The sequence below is a fragment of the Enterobacter sp. BIDMC 29 genome (assembly GCF_019378755.1).
Lineage (GTDB): Bacteria > Pseudomonadota > Gammaproteobacteria > Enterobacterales > Enterobacteriaceae > Enterobacter > Enterobacter ludwigii.
In genome coordinates, this window is the sequence record NZ_CP080000.1 from 1,034,993 (window position 1) to 1,053,652 (window position 18,660).

Annotated in this window: 19 protein-coding genes; 12 read left to right on the forward strand and 7 right to left on the reverse strand. The window is 55.6% G+C overall.

Annotated features, from left to right (window positions below):
* Positions 1-30: 30 nt before the first annotated feature.
* From JTA15_RS04565 to xthA, 5 genes are read right to left on the reverse strand one after another with little or no spacing between them, the layout of a single operon-like run.
* On the reverse strand, positions 31-651 hold the full coding sequence (locus JTA15_RS04565) for an ATP-binding cassette domain-containing protein (RefSeq protein ID WP_219372909.1): 621 nt from the start codon (positions 649-651) through the stop codon (positions 31-33).
* A complete protein-coding gene (locus JTA15_RS04570) occupies positions 651-2,180 on the reverse strand; it encodes a thiamine ABC transporter permease (RefSeq protein WP_219372910.1) in 1,530 nt (509 codons plus the stop codon). Before JTA15_RS04570 ends, JTA15_RS04565 begins: the two co-directional genes overlap by 1 nt.
* The gene (locus tag JTA15_RS04575; protein ID WP_370629331.1) at positions 2,153-3,313 is read right to left on the reverse strand and encodes an ABC transporter substrate-binding protein; all 1,161 of its coding nucleotides are present in this window, start codon (positions 3,311-3,313) and stop codon (positions 2,153-2,155) included. Before JTA15_RS04575 ends, JTA15_RS04570 begins: the two co-directional genes overlap by 28 nt.
* A 15-nt stretch (positions 3,314-3,328) precedes the next feature.
* Positions 3,329-4,012, reverse strand: a complete 684-nt coding sequence (locus JTA15_RS04580) for a TVP38/TMEM64 family protein (RefSeq protein ID WP_219372912.1) — start codon at positions 4,010-4,012, stop codon at positions 3,329-3,331.
* 6 nt (positions 4,013-4,018) lie between these two features.
* A complete protein-coding gene (gene xthA, locus JTA15_RS04585) occupies positions 4,019-4,825 on the reverse strand; it encodes an exodeoxyribonuclease III (protein WP_020884424.1) in 807 nt (268 codons plus the stop codon).
* Between the two features lie 433 nt (positions 4,826-5,258).
* On the opposite strand from xthA, the gene JTA15_RS04590 reads away from it, so the two are divergent.
* From JTA15_RS04590 to ves, 7 genes are all read left to right on the forward strand, one after another.
* Entirely contained in the window at positions 5,259-6,479 is a 1,221-nt protein-coding gene (locus JTA15_RS04590) for an aspartate aminotransferase family protein (protein ID WP_014169663.1), read from the forward strand.
* A complete protein-coding gene (gene astA / locus JTA15_RS04595; protein WP_014169664.1) occupies positions 6,476-7,510 on the forward strand; it encodes an arginine N-succinyltransferase in 1,035 nt (344 codons plus the stop codon). Before JTA15_RS04590 ends, astA begins: the two co-directional genes overlap by 4 nt.
* Positions 7,507-8,994: a succinylglutamate-semialdehyde dehydrogenase gene (gene astD / locus JTA15_RS04600; RefSeq protein WP_020884423.1), complete on the forward strand. Its 1,488-nt coding sequence runs from the start codon at positions 7,507-7,509 to the stop codon at positions 8,992-8,994. The genes astA and astD overlap by 4 nt, the downstream gene beginning before the upstream one ends.
* The gene (astB, locus tag JTA15_RS04605; protein WP_219372913.1) at positions 8,981-10,306 is read left to right on the forward strand and encodes an N-succinylarginine dihydrolase; all 1,326 of its coding nucleotides are present in this window, start codon (positions 8,981-8,983) and stop codon (positions 10,304-10,306) included. Before astD ends, astB begins: the two co-directional genes overlap by 14 nt.
* A 10-nt stretch (positions 10,307-10,316) precedes the next feature.
* Positions 10,317-11,282, forward strand: coding sequence for a succinylglutamate desuccinylase (gene astE, locus JTA15_RS04610; protein ID WP_047955473.1), 966 nt, complete (start codon positions 10,317-10,319; stop codon positions 11,280-11,282).
* Positions 11,283-11,620: 338 nt separating this feature from the next.
* The gene (gene spy, locus JTA15_RS04615; RefSeq protein ID WP_020884420.1) at positions 11,621-12,118 is read left to right on the forward strand and encodes an ATP-independent periplasmic protein-refolding chaperone Spy; all 498 of its coding nucleotides are present in this window, start codon (positions 11,621-11,623) and stop codon (positions 12,116-12,118) included.
* 297 nt (positions 12,119-12,415) lie between these two features.
* Positions 12,416-12,973 (forward strand): environmental stress-induced protein Ves, encoded by a 558-nt coding sequence (ves, locus tag JTA15_RS04620; protein ID WP_020884419.1) that lies wholly within the window; start codon positions 12,416-12,418, stop codon positions 12,971-12,973.
* Here ves and cho read toward each other — a convergent pair.
* Both cho and nadE read right to left on the reverse strand, forming a co-directional pair.
* A complete protein-coding gene (gene cho / locus JTA15_RS04625) occupies positions 12,951-13,829 on the reverse strand; it encodes an excinuclease Cho (protein WP_014169671.1) in 879 nt (292 codons plus the stop codon). The genes ves and cho overlap by 23 nt on opposite strands.
* Before the next feature lie 123 nt (positions 13,830-13,952).
* Complete coding sequence (gene nadE / locus JTA15_RS04630) at positions 13,953-14,780, reverse strand: ammonia-dependent NAD(+) synthetase (protein WP_020884418.1); 828 nt, start codon at positions 14,778-14,780, stop codon at positions 13,953-13,955.
* A 232-nt stretch (positions 14,781-15,012) separates the two neighbouring features.
* On the opposite strand from nadE, the gene osmE reads away from it, so the two are divergent.
* From osmE to chbR, 5 genes are all read left to right on the forward strand, one after another.
* Positions 15,013-15,357, forward strand: a complete 345-nt coding sequence (gene osmE / locus JTA15_RS04635) for an osmotically-inducible lipoprotein OsmE (protein WP_014169673.1) — start codon at positions 15,013-15,015, stop codon at positions 15,355-15,357.
* A gap of 281 nt (positions 15,358-15,638) precedes the next feature.
* Entirely contained in the window at positions 15,639-15,956 is a 318-nt protein-coding gene (chbB, locus tag JTA15_RS04640; RefSeq protein ID WP_008500676.1) for a PTS N,N'-diacetylchitobiose transporter subunit IIB, read from the forward strand.
* A 79-nt stretch (positions 15,957-16,035) separates the two neighbouring features.
* Positions 16,036-17,394 (forward strand): PTS N,N'-diacetylchitobiose transporter subunit IIC, encoded by a 1,359-nt coding sequence (gene chbC, locus JTA15_RS04645; protein ID WP_014169674.1) that lies wholly within the window; start codon positions 16,036-16,038, stop codon positions 17,392-17,394.
* Positions 17,395-17,441: 47 nt separating this feature from the next.
* A complete protein-coding gene (gene chbA / locus JTA15_RS04650; RefSeq protein WP_020884417.1) occupies positions 17,442-17,789 on the forward strand; it encodes a PTS N,N'-diacetylchitobiose transporter subunit IIA in 348 nt (115 codons plus the stop codon).
* Between the two features lie 8 nt (positions 17,790-17,797).
* Entirely contained in the window at positions 17,798-18,637 is an 840-nt protein-coding gene (chbR, locus tag JTA15_RS04655; protein ID WP_014169676.1) for a transcriptional regulator ChbR, read from the forward strand.
* Positions 18,638-18,660 lie beyond the last annotated feature (23 nt).

Below are 18,660 nucleotides of genomic sequence, written 5' to 3' on the forward strand. Positions count from 1 at the left end.
TCCTGAAAGGTAAAACATTGCGTTAGCACATTATTGCCAGCGAGAAATCTCAATCACTTCGCCGCCCGGGGGCACGTCTTCGTCGTCATGCGTGACCAGAACCACCGGAATATTGCGTGTGCGGGTAGTGTCAAATACCCATGCCCGAAACGAAGCGCGTAACGCATTATCGAGACGGCTGAACGGTTCATCCAGCAGTAACGCCTGCGGCTCTGCAAGCAGGGCACGCAGCAGACTGACCCGGGCACGTTCGCCGCCGGAAAGGGTCGCCGGATCGCTGGCGTAATGCCCGGCAAGCCCGGCAGAACCGAGCGCCTGCTCGACCGCTTCCCGCCGTGCTCGTCCGACAATCCGTTCAGGTAATGCCAGCAGCAAATTTTGTCCGACGCTGAAATGGTCAAACAGCAGGGCATCCTGAAAGAGGATCCCCAACCCGCGGGCCTCCACGGGCAGTCCGTCGCAGCGACGTTCATCAAGCCACAGTTCGCCCTGAGCCTCGAAGTCGTCTGACAGTGCGCCCACCATCCAGGCAAAAAGGGTTGATTTTCCGCTGCCGGAAGGGCCCATCAGCGTGACTATTTCGCCGCGTGGCACACAAAAATTGACCTCGCGGAAAAGCGGTTCAATGGTGAGATTGCTGACCTGCAGCATTAACGTAATCCTCGTCGGTAACGGCTTGCGAGCCGGGATAGCAGGGCGGCGAGGGCAAACACGCTCCCCGTGACCAACAGCAACCCCAGCGCCCGGTTAGCCAGAAGCGGAATGCTGCCTCCACTGCTGAGCGCCACGGTTTCAGTGGTCAGCGTCGCAAAACGGCCTGCGCCCAGCCAGAGGGTTGGCATGTATTGCGCCATGCTGACGGAAAACCCGGTCGCGAAAGCCAGCAGCGCCGGGCGTACCAGCAAGGGGCATTTCAGCCAGCAGAAGATTTTTCCCCGCCGCCAGCCGAGCGTTCTGGCGGTAAGGATCAGCCGGGGATCGATCCTCTGCCAGGCCGGCTGGAGGACCAGCAACATCCACGGTAAAACCCACAGCAGATGGCTCCACAGCACGGCGGCATAGTGCCCGTCGATACCCAGTCGCAACGCGATAACATATTGTCCGGTAACGAGGGGCAGCGCCGGCAGCGCCAGCGGCAACCACACCCACTGTGTGCCTCGCTGCGGTCCCCACTCAAGCCAGAGAACAATTACCCCCAGCGAAATCAGGCTGGCGAGCAGGCCAAAGGAGAGGCTGGCGCCAACCGCACCGATGTCGTCCCGCTGCACCAGCATGAGCAGCACGACCGCGCAAAGCACCCCGCAGGCGGGCAGAAATCCGCTGAGCAGACGCGCTGGTGGCGCGATAAGCGACATTCGACGGCGTCCGCTCAGATCCGGCAGCGTGCGACGCCAGAGTCTCCATGCGCCGTAACCCAGTGCAGAAAGCGCGGCCAGCAGCAGAAGGAGAAGCAGGCACAGCAGCGTTCCCTTTGTCTGCTGCTGCGCATCGCCCTGACTGAGCCACTGCCACGCCAGTACGGCAAGCGTCGGGGGATTGCCGGGCCCGATCACCATCGCCACGTCCACAACCGACAGGGACCAGGCCAGCACCGCCAGCATCACCGCGCCAAGAGCCGGCGCGATCGTCGGAAGGATGAGCCAGTTCAGCGCCTGAAAACGCCCGTAGCCGAAGGTATGCAGCACGACCTTTTGCTGCGCAAGGCGTTTTTCCGGCAGGACGGCGTAAAGGGCCCACAGCACAAACGCGCTCTCTTTTACCGCAAGCGTCAGCCCCAGCCCTGCACCGTATCGGTCAAGTGGTGGCGTACAGACGCTACACACCTGATACAACAGGCCCCCTTCGGCAAAAAGCAGTAAAGCGCTGGTGGCAAAGGCCACATGAGGAACGGCGAGCAGCCACGGCAGCCGGCTGCTGAGCCGTCGCCAGCGCTCGCCCGGCCACAGGAGGGCCACGATCACCAGAGCGATAAACATCGACCCCAGCGTCGCGATAAGCGTTGAGACCAGCGTGGCGACCGTTGCCTGTGGCAGCTGCGGGTCGTTAAGCAGCAACTGCCAGTTGTTCAGCGAGAATGCCGGGGCAAACAGTATGGCGGCGGCGGGAAGCAACGGCAGATAGATGACCGCCATCGCCAGCCAGACGAGCCAGCTCAGCGGGTGCCGTAACGACGCAGCCATTCCTGCTCCAGCGCGTTAACCCAGGCAGCGTGCGGCTCGGGAAGCATTTTTGGCAGCCCTGCCGGCGTATGGGCAGCGAGCTGCTTCGCTTCTTTTTCGGGCAGTGTTTTCGCATCCAGTACGCTCGGGTCTCCCCAGATGGCCGGGTCGGCCTTGCGGATTTGCGCCTGCGGTGAAAGGAGGAAATTGGCGACCACCTTCGCGCCTGCGCTTGCGCTGGCATTCGACGGAATGGCCACAAAATGGACGTTGCCTATCATTCCGTTGTCAAAACCAACGCTGTAGCTGTCGGCAGGCAGTTCACCGCTGGCCACTTTTTGCTGCGCATGTGCCGGGTTAAAGGTCAGGGAGAGATTGAGGCTACCGCTGGCAAGCAAGGTATCCATTCTGGCGGGCGAGGGAGGAAAGTCCTCTCCCTTTCGCCACAGCAGCGGGTGTAATTTGTCCAGGTAGTGCCACAGCGGAGCCGTCACCTGGGCAAAGGTGTTATCAGGGGCTTTTTGCAGCGCCTCCGGGTGAGCGGTGAGGGTCAGGAGCAACTGTTCCAGAAATGCCGTACCGGTAAAATCGGGCGGGCGTGGGTAGCTGACTTTGCCCGGATGCTGCTGCGCATACGCCAGTAACGCCTGAGGATCGTTTGGGGGCGCAGGCAGGCTTGCGTTGCGGGCAATAAAGGTGAGCTGCGCTCCACCCCATGGGGATTCCGCGCCATCGGTGGGGACAGCAAAATCCTCCATAACCGGTTTACGGGTATCGACATAGCGCCAGTTGGGCAAGGTCTGCGCCCATCCGGTTTGCAGCAGGTTAGCGGCTTTCAGGGTACGGAAGTTCTCACCGTTGACCCATAAGAGGTCGACTGACCCGTTCGTTTTCCGGCCTGCGGCGGCTTCTGTTTGAATACGTTTGACCGCATCGGCGGCATCCGCCAGTGGGACGATTTTAAGGGTTATGTCGTAATGCGTTTTCATCTCACCGCTTACCCACTCGAGGTAGCGGTTTACCGCCCGATCGCCGCCCCAGGCGTTAAACCAGACGGTCTGGCCTTTGGCTTGTTGTTGGATAGCCTGCCAGTTGTCCGCTGCAAACAGCGGGGCTGCCAGCAGCAGACCGCTCAGAAACGTGCAAAAACGCACACGGCGCATAATGCCTCACTTTTTTGATGAAGGGGTAAAACGGGAAAACAGCCAGCGCGTCGCCAGCGGCAATAACCCCAGTAGTGTAAAGGCGAATATCAGTCCCGGCGATAAAATATCGCGAAGCGAATTCACTTTCCCCAGCGCGCGTCCGGCGTTCAGAAAGATAATGGTTGCAGGCAGCATGGCGACCTGGCTCACCCACCAGTAGCGACTGACCGCAATACGGGTCAGCCCCATGAGCAGATTCACCAGAAAAAACGGGAACAGGGGCATCAGACGCAGGGCAAAAAGATACCCTGCACCGTCTCGCGCCATACCGGCATTCACCGTATTCATCTGCGATGTGAATCGCCGCTGTACCCAGTCGCGCAGCAGATAACGGCTGGCAAGCATCGCCAGCGTGGCGCCGAGGGTAGAAGCAAACGAGACCAGTAGGGTGCCTTCCCACAGCGTAAACAGCGCTCCCGCCAGCAGCGTCAGTATCGCCGCACCGGGTATCGACAGGGCGGAGACCAACACGTAGAGGGCGAAAAAGAAAAACGCGCTTTGCCACGGTGCCTGTCCCACGTGCGAGAGGAGCGACTGCTGGTGCGTTTTGATGGTTTCCAGGGAGAGCGTCCCCGGCGGAAGAAAGACGAAGGTCAGAACAAATGCGCCCAGAAGGGCGCACATCAGGAGTATTTTTTGCGTGTTCACACGAGGTTACAGTTTGAATTTCGCCCAGACCGGCGCATGGTCAGACGGTTTTTCCATGCTGCGGATATCGTAGTCGATGCCGGTTTCGATGCAGCGTTCCGCCAGCGGCGGGCTGGCCAGCAGCAGGTCTATACGCAGACCGCGGTTGTCATCAAAGCCTTTTGAGCGGTAGTCAAACCACGAGAAGCGATCCTGCGTTTCCGGGTTGGCGGTGCGGAAAGTATCAACCAGACCCCAGCCGAGCAGGCGTTCCATCCACTCGCGTTCTTCCGGCAGGAAAGAACATTTACCGGTACGCAACCAGCGTTTGCGGTTCTCTTCTCCAATGCCGATATCGAGATCGGTCGGGCTGATATTCATGTCGCCCATGATCAGCACCGGATTCTCTTTTTTCAGTTCGGTGGTCAGGTAATCCTGCAGATCCTGGTAAAACTTTGCTTTGGCCGGGAATTTTGTCTCATGGTCGCGGCTCTCACCCTGCGGGAAATACCCGTTAATCACCGTGATATTGCCAAGTGGTGAAGGAATTTCCGCCATGATGATGCGACGTTGCGCTTCGCCATCATCGCCCGGGAAGCCACGACGTACGGAAACTGGCGTCTCTTTGGTCAGCAGCGCCACGCCATAGTGACCTTTCTGTCCGTGATAGAAGACGTTGTAACCGAGCTTCGCCACCTCTTCGAGGGGGAACATATCGTCGTGAACTTTTGTCTCCTGCAGGCCGATCACATCTGGCTGATGTTGCTCAACAATTGCTTCAAGCTGGTGAGGGCGGGCACGCAGGCCGTTGATATTAAAAGAGACAAATTTCATAGTCGCTGCCAATGCAAGGTGAATAGTGCATGGATGGTAGCAGAATTTGCGTCAACTGTTACGGGGTTCGACCAATAACTGCGACAGATCATACCAACGGTGCAATATTTGCACCATTCTGACGCTCATTGCCCCCCAACAGGGCGTAAAGAACCGATAAATTTCGCGAGCGATCACAATTCCAGAATTATATTTGGCTTCTGCATACTCTTTCTTATTTTCGTGCGGCAAAGCGCCGCTTGTCGTAAAAATATTCACTTTTTATGCAATAAAAGTGAATAACTCCATATCGTAACTTATTGATATTCTGTAACCCTAACCCGTTTATGCATTTTTATCGCTGGCTGGCACGAAGGCTGCAATCTACATTCACAGTGCAAACACTCAATTATTTAACATCTAAATAACCTTTTATTTACCGGATGAGGTCGCTATGTCTCTGTCAATTACGCGTGAAAATTTCGATGAATGGATGATGCCGGTTTACGCTCCGGCGGCTTTTATTCCGGTACGGGGGGAAGGCTCACGCCTGTGGGATCAACAGGGCAAAGAGTATATCGACTTTGCAGGCGGGATTGCGGTAAACGCGTTGGGCCACGCGCACCCGGCACTGCGTCAGGCGTTAAACGACCAGGCGGCGAAGTTCTGGCATACCGGTAACGGTTTTACCAACGAGCCCGCTCTGCGACTGGCGAAAAAACTGATCGACGCAACGTTTGCCGAAAAAGTCTTTTTCTGTAACTCAGGTGCGGAAGCAAACGAAGCTGCCCTGAAGCTGGCGCGTAAATATGCACACGATAAATTCGGCGTTCATAAGAGCGGCATTGTGGCGTTTAAAAACGCGTTCCACGGCCGTACGCTCTTTACCGTCAGCGCCGGCGGTCAGCCGTCATACTCGCAGGATTTTGCGCCACTGCCGCCGGATATTCGTCACGGCGTGTATAACGATCTGCAGTCCGCCAGCGAGCTTATCAACGACACCACCTGTGCGGTGATCGTCGAACCTATGCAGGGTGAGGGCGGGGTCCTTCCGGCGCAAAAAGCGTTCCTGCAGGGGCTGCGTGAGCTGTGCGATCGTCATCACGCGGTGCTGATTTTCGATGAAGTCCAGACGGGTGTGGGGCGTACCGGTGAGCTGTATGCCTATATGCACTACGGCGTAACGCCGGACGTGCTCTCTACGGCGAAAGCGCTGGGCGGCGGCTTCCCGATTGGCGCCATGCTGACCACCGATAAATTCGCCAGCGTAATGACCGTGGGTACGCATGGTACAACATACGGGGGTAACCCGCTGGCTACCGCCGTGGCCGGACAGGTTCTCGACATCATTAACACGCCGGAAGTGCTCAAGGGCGTTAAACAACGTCATGACTGGTTTGTTGAGCGCCTGAACGCCATCAACAGCAAGACGGGACTGTTTAAAGAGATCCGCGGTCTGGGTCTGTTAATTGGCTGCGAACTCACACCTGAGTTTGCCGGAAAAGCTAAACTTATTTCACAGGAAGCGGCAAAAATGGGCGTGATGGTACTGATTGCCGGTGCCAACGTGGTGCGTTTTGCCCCTGCGCTGATTGTCAGCGAGGAAGAGGTGAGAACCGGTTTAGACCGTTTTGCACTGGCCTGTGAACATGTGAAGTCCGGGGTGTCATCATGATGGTCATCCGTCCCGTTGAGCGCGGCGATATCGCCGGGCTCATGCAGCTTGCCGGTAAGACGGGAGGCGGGCTGACCTCGCTTCCTGCCGATGAAAAAACGCTGTCGGCGCGCATTGAGCGCGCCCTGCAAACCTGGCAGGGGACGTTGCCAAAAAGCGAACAGGGTTATGTGTTCGTTCTCGAAGATACCGACACCGGTACCGTGGCCGGCATTTGCGCAATCGAAGTGGCCGTCGGGCTTAACGACCCGTGGTACAACTACCGTGTCGGTACAATGGTTCACGCCTCAAAAGAGCTGAACGTCTATAACGCGCTGCCCACGCTTTTTCTCTGTAATGACCACACGGGAGCCAGCGAGCTTTGCACGCTGTTCCTCGATCCTGCGTGGCGAAAAGAGGGCAACGGTTATCTGCTCTCCAAGTCGCGTTTCATGTTTATGGCCGCGTTCCGCGATCGTTTTAACGAAAAGGTCGTCGCCGAGATGCGCGGCGTAATCGACGACACCGGCTATTCACCTTTCTGGGAGAGCCTCGGCGAGCGCTTCTTCTCGATGGAGTTCAGCCGGGCGGACTATCTGTGCGGCACCGGGCAGAAAGCGTTTATCGCCGAACTGATGCCGAAACACCCCATCTATACCCATTTCTTAAGCCCCCAGGCGCAGGCGGTGATTGGCGAAGTGCACCCGCAAACCGCGCCTGCCAGGGCGGTGCTGGAAAAAGAGGGTTTCCGCTACCGTAACTATGTGGACATCTTTGACGGCGGACCCACCCTGGAGTGCGATATCGACCGCGTGCGTGCGATCCGTAAAAGCCGGCTGGTTGAGGTTTCCGAAGGCCAGCCTGCACCGGGTGAGTGGCCGGCATGTCTGGTGGCTAACGAGCAGTACAACAATTTCCGCGCCATGCTGGTGCGAACCAACCCGAAAAGTGAACGTCTGGTGCTGACGGCCGCGCAACTGGATGCCCTGAAATGTAACGCCGGCGACACGGTTCGCCTGGTGCGTCTCTGCCCTGAGGAGAAAACAGCATGACTTTATGGATCAACGGTGACTGGGTCACGGGCGAAGGCGAGCCGCGCATAAAGACCAATCCGGTCGGACAAGAAGTACTCTGGAAGGGAAATGACGCCAGCGCCGGACAGGTCGAACAGGCCTGTCACGCCGCCCGTCGCGCCTTCCCGGGATGGGCGAAACAACCGTTCTCCGTACGTCAGGGAATTGTCGAGAAATTTGCATCACTGCTGGAGGCCAATAAAGCCGAATTGACGCGCGTTATCGCTCAGGAAACCAGCAAGCCGCGCTGGGAGGCGGCCACGGAAGTGACGGCGATGATCAATAAAATCGCCATTTCGGTGAAGGCGTACCATACCCGGACCGGTGAGCAACATACCGATATGCCTGACGGCGCGGCCACGCTGCGCCACCGTCCGCACGGCGTGCTGGCGGTATTTGGCCCCTATAACTTCCCGGGGCATCTGCCGAACGGGCATATCGTGCCCGCGCTGCTGGCGGGCAATAGCGTGATTTTCAAGCCGAGTGAGTTAACGCCACTGACCGGTGAGGTGGTGGTGAAGCTCTGGGAACAGGCTGGTCTGCCGCACGGGGTGCTCAACCTGGTGCAGGGGGGACGTGAAACCGGCCAGGCGCTGAGTGCGTTGAGTGATATCGACGGCCTGCTGTTTACCGGCAGCGCCGGAACAGGCTATCAACTGCATCGCCAGCTGGCGGGGCAGCCGGAAAAAATTCTCGCGCTGGAGATGGGCGGTAACAATCCGCTGATCGTTGAAGATCCCGATGATATCGACGCGGCGGTGCATTTGACCCTCCAGTCAGCGTTTATTACCGCCGGACAGCGCTGCACCTGCGCGCGTCGTCTGCTGGTGAAACGGGGTGCACAGGGCGATGCCTTCCTCGCGCGGCTGGTGGAAATCAGCGCGCGTCTGGTGCCTGCGCAGTGGGATGCCGACCCACAGCCGTTTATTGGGGGGCTGATTTCCGAGCAGGCCGCGCTGAACGTGCTGAAAGCCTGGCAGGATCACGTGGCGCGCGGGGCGAAAACCCTGCTTGAACCAAAGCAAATCAAGCCCGGAACATCGCTGCTGACGCCGGGCATTGTTGAGATGAGTGGCGCACGCAACGTGCCGGATGAAGAGGTCTTTGGCCCGCTGCTCTGCGTCTGGCGTTATGACGATTTTGACAGCGCCATTGAGATGGCCAATCACACCCGCTATGGCCTGTCGAGCGGTCTGATTTCCCCGCATCGTGAGAAATTTGATCAGCTGCTGCTCGAAGCACGCGCCGGGATTGTGAACTGGAATAAACCGCTTACCGGTGCGGCGAGTACGGCACCGTTTGGCGGGGTAGGCGCTTCGGGTAACCACCGCGCCAGCGCGTGGTATGCCGCAGATTACTGCGCGTGGCCGATGGCGAGCCTGGAAACGCCTGCGCTGACGCTGCCGGAAACGCTGAGTCCGGGGCTGGATTTTACTCAGGGGGATCGTCATGAAAGCGCGTGAAGTCAACTTTGACGGGCTGGTGGGGCTGACGCACCACTATGCTGGCCTCTCGTTTGGTAATGAAGCCTCGACGAAGCACCGTTTTCAGGTCTCTAACCCGAAACTGGCGGCGAAGCAGGGGCTGCTGAAAATGAAAGCCCTGTCGGATGCCGGTTTCCCGCAGGCGGTGATCCCGCCGCAGGAGCGTCCGAACGTGGCGGTGTTACGTCAGCTCGGCTTTAGCGGCAGCGATGAGCAGGTTATCGAAAAAGCGGGTACGCAGACGCCGCACCTGCTTTCAGCGGCGAGCTCTGCCTCGTCGATGTGGGTGGCAAACGCTGCTACCGTTGCACCGTCGGCCGATACGCTGGATGGCAAAGTGCATTTAACGGTGGCGAACCTGAATAACAAATTTCACCGTGCCACTGAAGCGGAGACGACCGAGCGCGTTCTGCGTGCGATTTTCCGTCATGAGGCTCACTTTGAGGTCCATCAGGCGTTGCCACAGGTGGCCATGTTCGGGGATGAAGGAGCGGCAAACCATAACCGTCTTGGGGGGGATTATGGCGATCCCGGCGTACAGCTGTTCATTTACGGGCGAGAAGAGGGCGGCCATTCGGTGCCTGTCCGTTATCCCGCCCGCCAGACGCTGGCGGCAAGCCAGGCCGTCGCGCGGCTGAACCAGGTGAATCCCTCACAGGTGATTTTTGCTCAGCAGAACCCGCAGGTGATTGACCAGGGGGTTTTCCACAACGACGTCATTGCCGTCTCTAACCGCCAGGTGCTGTTCTGCCATGAGCAGGCGTTTGCCCATCAGGAGAAGCTGCTCGCTACGCTGCATGAGCGGGTGCCGGGGTTTATGCCGATTCAGGTGCCGACCCAGGCGGTCAGCGTGCAGGACGCGGTTGAAACTTACCTCTTTAATAGCCAGCTGTTGAGCCGTGAGGACGGCAGCATGATGCTGGTGCTGCCGCAAGAGTCGCAGGACCATAAAGGAGTGTGGCGTTATCTGTCTGAACTGGTGAAAGCCGATAACCCGATCGATGAACTGCGCGTCTTTGACCTGCGCGAAAGCATGGCCAACGGCGGCGGTCCGGCCTGTTTACGCCTGCGCGTAGTGCTGACGCAGAACGAAATGCAGGCTGTTAATCCAGCCGTGATGATGAATGAGACGCTGTTTAACTCCCTGAATGACTGGGTGGATCGTTACTATCGCGACAGATTAACGCAGGCCGATCTGGTCGACCCTCAGCTACTGCGTGAAGGGCGTGAGGCACTGGACGCGTTAACAACAATCCTGCAGTTGGGATCGGTTTATCCGTTCCAGCGCTAAAGGAGTGGCTATGGAAAATTTACTGGCGTTGACACTGGCCGATGAAACGCCCGAACAGCGTGAGGGGGAGGGCCCCTCATTTCACTGGCGGTGGCTGGGTCGCGGCGTCCTTGAACTGACACCGGCCGCGAAGAGTGAGTTATCGCTGCTGCTTTCAACCGGCATCCATGGTAATGAAACCGCGCCGGTTGAAATTGTCGACCTGCTGCTTCGCGCGTTGTATCGGGGAGATATCACCCTGCAGTGCCGTCTGCTGGTGGTGCTTGGCAACCCGCCTGCGCTGGCGCAAAACAAACGTTATCTTGAGAGCGACCTTAACCGCATGTTTGGCGGCCGCTGGTCACAGTTTGTGCCAGGCGATGAAACGTCGCGGGCGCAGTGGCTTGAGCACGTGGTTGCAACATTTTTCGCCGCGGCCGGTCCCGTGCGCTGGCATCTCGACCTGCATACGGCAATTCGCGCCTCTTATCATGTGCGCTTTGGTGTTCTGCCCCAGCGTAACCAGCCGTGGGATGAGGCGTTTCTGAGCTGGCTGGGCGACGCCGGGCTGGAGGCTCTGGTGTTTCATCAGTCGCCGGGGGGGACATTTACCCATTTCACCTGTGAGCATTTCGGCGCGCTGGCCTGCACGCTGGAGCTGGGAAAAGCGCTACCGTTTGGCCAGAACGATCTCGCGCGCTTCGCGCCAACGCATCTTGCGCTTCGCGCGCTGCTCGGGGGATTGGCACCCGAGCCAACGCAACAGACTGTCGTGCGCTATCGGGTCGTACAGCAGATCACTCGCCGCAGCGAGGCCTTCCGGCTGCATATGGCCGCCCACACGCTGAACTTCACCCCTTTTCGCAAAGGCGTTCTGCTGGCGGAAGATGGCGACGAGCGTTACGAGGTGCAGAAAACCACTGAATATGTTCTGTTCCCTAATCCATCGGTAGCGTTTGGCCTGCGCGCCGGGCTGATGCTGGAAAAAGTGTCCTGAACATTTCCCCTCTCATTGCCTGAGAGGGGAACGTCAAATTATTTTTCTTAGCGATTAAAGCGCAATGACAACTATTGCAGAATATTCCTGGTGAATTGCTTTATTATTGGTTTTCACTTCGCTATACTTTTCTAAATTGCTTTGAAAATCATCATTTTGAATATTTTCGTTGCAACTCTCCATCCTTTATCCTTAATTCCTCCACATTTGGCGATAATTTGTTTTTTACACTTTCATTGTTTTACTGTTGCTCTGATTAATTGACGATAAACCCCGTAAAGTTAATCTCGTCAACACGGCATAGCGCCGAAGAATAACTGAAAGTAAGGAAATAAATTATGCGTAAGTTTACTGCACTGTTTGTTGCTTCTACCCTGGCTCTGGGCGCTACCAGCATGGCGTTCGCTGCAGATACCGCGACCACCACCACTGCCGCGCCTGTCGAAGGCAAAATGATGATGCATCATAAAGGCAAGCCGGGTATGCACCACGAGATGATGATGTTTAAAGATCTGAACCTGACGGATGCACAGAAACAGCAGGTCCGCGACATCATGAAAAGCCAGCGCGACCAGATGAAACGTCCGTCACTGGACGAACGCCGCGCGATGCATGACATCATCGCCAGCGACAGCTTCGATAAAGCAAAAGCCGAAGCGCAGATCGACAAAATGGCTGAGCAGCATAAAGCCCGCATGCTGGCGCATATGGAAACCCAGAACAAGATCTACAACATTCTGACGCCGGAACAGAAAAAACAATTTAATGCCAATTTTGAGAAGCGTCTGACAGAACGTCCAGCAATGGAAGGTAAAATGCCAGCACCAACCGAATAATCGGTTCAACATCTTAAGACCGCCGGGATCCTGTCCACAAAAGCGCTAACGCTGTGGACAGGACCGGCGGTTTTTCTTTCCTGCCCTCTTGTCTGCCGCCGCCAGAGCGGTATTCTCCTGTAGTCGCTTCAGAGAATGTTTGCAGAGTCATGGCGTTATAATTTTTATTAACGTTCCGCTAAGGCCTGCCCGCTCTGCTGCCGATACTGTGTCTGTGAAAACCCAACGATAACAAACAAGACAGCAACGATAGCGATATCCTTGCCCTGGCACAGGTTGTGCCTTTCAGGAGTGGTGATGGAGTTCTTTGATATCCGTAAGATGCCGGTCAGCCTCTGGCGCAATGGCGCAGGCGAGACGCGGGAAATTTGTTGTTTTCCGCCCGCAACGCGCGATTTTTACTGGCGTGCCAGTATCGCGACCATCGCCAGCAATGGCGAATTCTCCTCTTTTCCCGGTGTCGATCGGGTGATTACCTTGCTTGAAGGGGGTGAGGTAACGCTGGATGCCGGTCAGGCGTTCTGCCATACCCTGAAACATCATCAGCCATACCATTTTTCCGGCGATCAGCCGGTGAAAGCGCTGCTTTCCGAAGGACGGATGTCGATGGATTTCAACATCATGACCCGGCGTGACCGTTGTCAGGCGAAAGTGCGTGTCGCTGACCGCACCTTTACCACGTTCGGCTCCCGCGGGGGCGTCGCGTTCGTGTTAAGCGGGGCGTGGCAGCTTGGCGATAAGTTGCTGACGGCCGATCAGGGCGCCAGCTGGGAGGAGGGCGTCCATACTCTCCGCCTGCTGGAGGCTCAGGGCACCTTATTATTCAGCGAAATTAACTGGCTGCCGGGGCACTAAGCTCTATGACCTCATACTTGCCGGTTAACACGGGCTTGCAGAGAATTTTGTAGCCATCGTGGTCGAAACCGGCGGGTGTGCGCAGCAAGGTTGCCGCATCGTTTACATCGTCAACAGCGCCCAGCCAGAGCCAGTTGTTGATGATGTGATACTGGGTCATCGCGTCACCGACTTCTTTTAGCGCAACGGCACCCTCCCACGGCCAGCAGTTAACGCTAAGCGCCGCCAGCCCTGCGAGGAGCCGGGCGTGGTGTTCCTCAATGCTTTCTTTCCCACAGCAGGCCCCTGCGCAGCGCTTTAACGCTGAGCGGAAACAGGCACGCCCGCGGGTGGTTGCTTCGAGGCCTAGCAGGCTGTAGCACAGCTGTAACTCATCGGCCAGCGTTTGCAGAGCCTGCAGAGCCGCCCGTTTGTTAGCGAACAGCCCGTAGAGATTGGGGGCGTGAGAAAAATCGACTTCCCGTGCGTAGACAACCTGCGGCTTACCGGCGTTTATCTGCAGGGAGCAGAGCTGCCGGTTGCGGCGCAGGCGCTTATTGAACAGCGGCTGTTGCTCTTTGATCAGCCGGGCTTCCAGTAAGAGCGCGCCCATCTCTCCGGCGGTACGAAACCAGGTGATGCGTCGCGACTGGCGCAGCATTGCCGCCTCGTCTGGCGTGCGCAGATGAGACATAACCCGGCTGCGAATATTTACGCTTTTGCCAATGTAGAGCGGAAGGGTGTCACTCTCACCGTGAAAAATATACACGCCCGGCTGTTTAGGCAGTTCCTCAAGCCAGGGGCGAAGATGTTCGGGATATTCGTAGATAGCCGCCGCTTCAAACTCAAGACGCGGGGCGGATTGACGCCTGCTCACATACTACTCCATATACTGTTCAGGCATACAGTGTAGCAGAGCCGGTTTGGTTAAAAAAGAGCCGGATGGCGCAACGGACGGTGCGGGCGAACACCCCCTCCCCAGAGAGAGGGTGCCAGAGTGTTACTTTTTCCAGAAATCATCGAACACGGTGATCGGTGGGCGACGCTTGTGCTCGGTTTTCAGATACCAGCTTTCAATGATCTTCGCGGTACCTTCATCCAGTTTTTTGCCTTCCAGATAATCATCAATATTGTCATAGGTGACACCCAGGGCCGCTTCATCCGGCAGGGAGGGGCGATCGTCTTCTAGATCTGCCGTTGGCGCTTTCTTGTAAAGGTGCTCCGGGCAACCCAGCGCGGCAAGCAGCTGCTTACCCTGACGTTTGTTCAGACGGAAGAGCGGGTTAATATCGGTACCGCCGTCGCCATACTTGGTGAAGAAACCCGTGATGGCTTCTGCCGCATGATCGGTACCGACCACAACGCCTTTGGTCATCCCGGCAATGCTGTATTGCGCTTTCATACGTTCACGGGCTTTTTCATTGCCGCGGACAAAATCACTCAACTCAATGCCTGCTTCGCGAAGCGCCTGCTCGCTGGCCAGCACCGATCCTTTGATATTGACGGTGAGCACGCGATCGGGCTGGATGAAGGCGATGGCATCCTGGCAATCCTGTTCATCAGCCTGCACGCCATAGGGAAGACGCACGGCAATAAACTGCAGCGCGTCATCACCCGTCTCTTCGCGGAGCTCTGAAATTGCCATCTGGCAGAGTTTACCGGCCAGGGTAGAGTCCTGACCGCCGCTGATGCCCAGCACCAGGGATTTCAGGAACGAGTGAGTTTTTAAATAAGACTTTAAAAAATCCACGCTGCGGCGGATCTCTTCTTGTGCGTCTACCGCGGGCTTCGCGCCCAGCGCCTGAATAATCTCTTGTTGCAGAGCCATCACGCCCTCCATATGCAGAACATAAACAGATTGTGTTAACTGTTAAAACTAACCCTTTGAACGAGAAACGACAAGGATCACAGTTTCGAGTGCGCTAAATTGCGGCGATTTAGCAGGTTATCGTTGTTTTATTAGAATTTTCCGAAATTCGTCTGGCGGAATTCACAAAGTTGAACAATAGTACTTTTTATTCCATGCTTAGATAACACGCTGATAAACAAGAGGACGGAATATGAACAAGAACGTAGCAGGAATTCTTAGCGCAGCGGCGGTACTGACTATGCTGGCAGGGTGTACGGCCTACGACCGCACCAAAGATCAGTTTACACAGCCCGTAGTGAAAGATGTCAAAAAAGGCATGACCCGTTCGCAGGTGGCTGCGATTGCCGGCAAGCCTTCTTCGGAAGTGACAATGATTCATGCACGCGGTACCTGCCAGACCTATATCCTGGGTCAACGTGATGGTAAGGCAGAGACCTACTTCGTTGCGTTGGATGAGACTGGTCATGTGATCAACTCCGGTTACCAGACCTGTACTGAATACGATACCGATCCGCAGGCACCTAAGGCGCAGTAACCCTTCTTGCCTGAGTATGTTAACAAACCGGCCGTTGGGCCGGTTTTTTTATACATACGTAAATCTTATTTCTTCTCGCGAATTATTTGCCTGAAATGTGAAGGTAGTCAACACGGCAGGTCAATGAGAGACAATTTGCCCCTGTGCAGAATTATCTCCTGTCTGTACCATTGCGTATACTCACTCCAACGACAAACAACAGTAAGCAAACTACCTGTCTGCCAGGATAGCGAGTCGAGTGATAGCGCGATGGCAGGTAGTCATACGAGAGGGAAGTTACTATGGAAAAGAAACATATCTATCTGTTCTGCTCAGCAGGCATGTCAACCTCGCTTCTGGTGTCAAAGATGCGTGCTCAGGCTGAGAAGTATGAAGTCCCGGTGGTGATCGAAGCGTTTCCGGAGACGCTGGCGGGCGAAAAAGGCCAGACAGCCGATGTCGTTTTACTGGGGCCGCAAATTGCCTATATGTTGCCCGAAATTCAACGTCTGTTACCCAATAAACCGGTCGAAGTGATCGATTCGGGATTGTACGGCAAGATTGATGGTTTAGGTGTATTGAAAGCTGCTGTTGCAGCAATTAAAAAAGCTGCTAATTAATTTTTATTTTTCCCGTCAAAGAGTTATTTCACACACAATACGCCGTAACCCGCGTTGCGGCATTTAAGGGTATTTTCCTATGAGTAAAGTCATCGCTTCACTTGAAAAGGTACTCCTTCCTTTTGCTGTTAAAATAGGAAAGCAGCCTCACGTTAATGCCATCAAAAACGGTTTTATTAGATTAATGCCGTTGACGCTGGCTGGGGCAATGTTCGTTTTAATTAACAACGTTTTTCTGAGCTTTGGTGAAGGTTCCTTTTTTTATTCATTAGGAATTCGATTAGACGCTTCCACAATTGAAACCCTTAATGGTTTAAAAGCCATCGGCGGCAACGTATATAACGGTACGTTAGGTATTATGTCGCTGATGGCACCTTTCTTTATTGGCATGGCACTGGCGGAAGAGCGGAAAGTGGATCCGCTGGCCGCAGGTTTATTATCCATTGCCGCCTTTATGACCGTGACGCCATACAGCGTCGGTGAGGCCTATGCCGTAGGGGCCAACTGGCTGGGGGGCGCTAATATCATCTCCGGTATCGTTATCGGTCTGGTGGTTGCGGAGATGTTCACCTTTATTATTCGTCGCAACTGGGTTATCCGTTTACCGGATAGCGTGCCGGCGTCCGTTTCTCGTTCATTTTCCGCGTTGATTCCAGGCTTCATTATTCTCTCCATCATGGGGATTATCGCCTGGGCGCTCTCTCATTGGGGCACTAACTTCCACCAGATCATTATGGACTCTATCTCAACGCCGCTGGCGTCAATGGGTAGCGTGGTCGGTTGGGCGTATGTGATTTTCACCTCCCTGCTGTGGTTCTTTGGCGTGCATGGTTCACTGGCACTGGCGGCGCTGGACAGCGGTATCATGACCCCATGGGCACTGGAAAACGTTGCACTTTACCAGCAGTACGGCTCTGTTGACGCGGCGCTGGCAGCCGGTAAAACCTTCCATGTGTGGGCGAAGCCGATGCTCGACTCTTATATCTTCCTGGGGGGTACCGGGGCGACGCTGGGTCTGATCATCGCGGTCTTTATTGTTTCTCGTCGCGCTGACCATCGTCAGGTTGCGAAGCTGGCACTGCCGTCAGGCATCTTCCAGATTAACGAGCCGATTCTGTTTGGTCTGCCAATCATCATGAACCCGGTGATGTTCATTCCGTTCATTCTGGTTCAGCCACTGCTGGCGGCCATAACCCTGACGGCCTATTACCTGGGCATTATCCCGCCCGTCACCAACATTGCGCCGTGGACCATGCCGGCGGGTCTGGGGGCGTTCTTCAACACCAACGGTAGCGTGGCTGCCTTCCTGCTGGCGATATTCAACCTCGGGATTGCAACACTGCTCTATATGCCATTCGTGGCGATAGCAAACAAAGCTGCAACCGTTATCGATGAAGAAGAGAGCGAAGAGGATATCGCCCTCGCACTGAAATTCTAAAATTGCACGGCGCGGGGCAACCCGCGCCAGCCAAAAGGAGCTTAAAAATGTTAGATTTGGACAGTATTGTCGCAGAAGAAACCGCAGAGAACGATCTGGAAGAGGTGGTGATGGGGCTTATCATCAATTCCGGGCAGGCGCGTAGCCTGGCGTATGCCGCGCTCAAGCAGGCCAAGCAGGGTGATTTCGCAGCCGCAAAAACCATGATGGAACAGTCCCGTACGGCGCTGAACGAAGCGCACCTGGTGCAGACAAAGCTTATCGAAAGCGACCAGGGTGAAGGCAAGATGAAGGTCAGTCTGGTGCTGGTGCATGCGCAGGATCATCTGATGACGTCGATGCTGGCACGTGAACTGGTGGCCGAGTTAATTGAGCTTCACGAGAAGATGCAGTAAGGCAGAATTTGCAGCAGGAGGTCAGCGCGATGGAAATAAAAACCGCACTTGAACAGCAACTGTTTAATGGCAAAAATTTTCACGTGATTATTTACAACAAGACGGAGAGCGCGAGCGGTCTGCATCAGCATGACTACTATGAGTTCACGATTGTTCTGACCGGTCGCTACTACCAGGAAATCAACGGCAAGCGCGTCCTGCTTGAGCGGGGAGATTTCGTCTTCCTGCCGATGGGGTCCCATCACCAGAGCTTTTATGAATTTGGTGCAACCCGCATTCTTAACGTAGGTGTCAGCAGACGCTTCTTTGAGAAACACTATCTGCCGCTGGTGCCGTTCTGCTTTGTGGCCTCGCAGGTCTATCGCATCAAAAACGAATTCATGACCTGGATTGAAACGGTTATCGCCTCGCTTAACTTTCGCGAGAATGAATTTGATGAGTTTATTGAAACGGTGACGTTTTATGTGATGAACCGTCTGCGCCATCATCGTGAAGAGCAGCAGGTGAGCGATGATATTCCGCAGTGGCTGCGCAGTACGGTTGAACTGATGCACGATAAAGGGCAGTTCAGCGAAAATGCGCTGGAAAATATGGTCGCTTTGTCCGGTAAATCACAGGAATATCTGACCCGAGCAACTCAGCGTTATTATCGTAAAACGCCAGTGCAAATTATTAATGAAATCCGCATTAATTTTGCTAAAAAACAGCTGGAAATAACCAACTACTCGGTTACCGATATTGCTTATGAGTCAGGCTACAGTAGTCCCAGCTTGTTTATTAAGACCTTTAAGAAATTGACCTCGTTCACACCGAACAGTTACCGGAAGAACCTGACGGTAATTAATTAAATTTCGGCGGATTTACCCGCCAC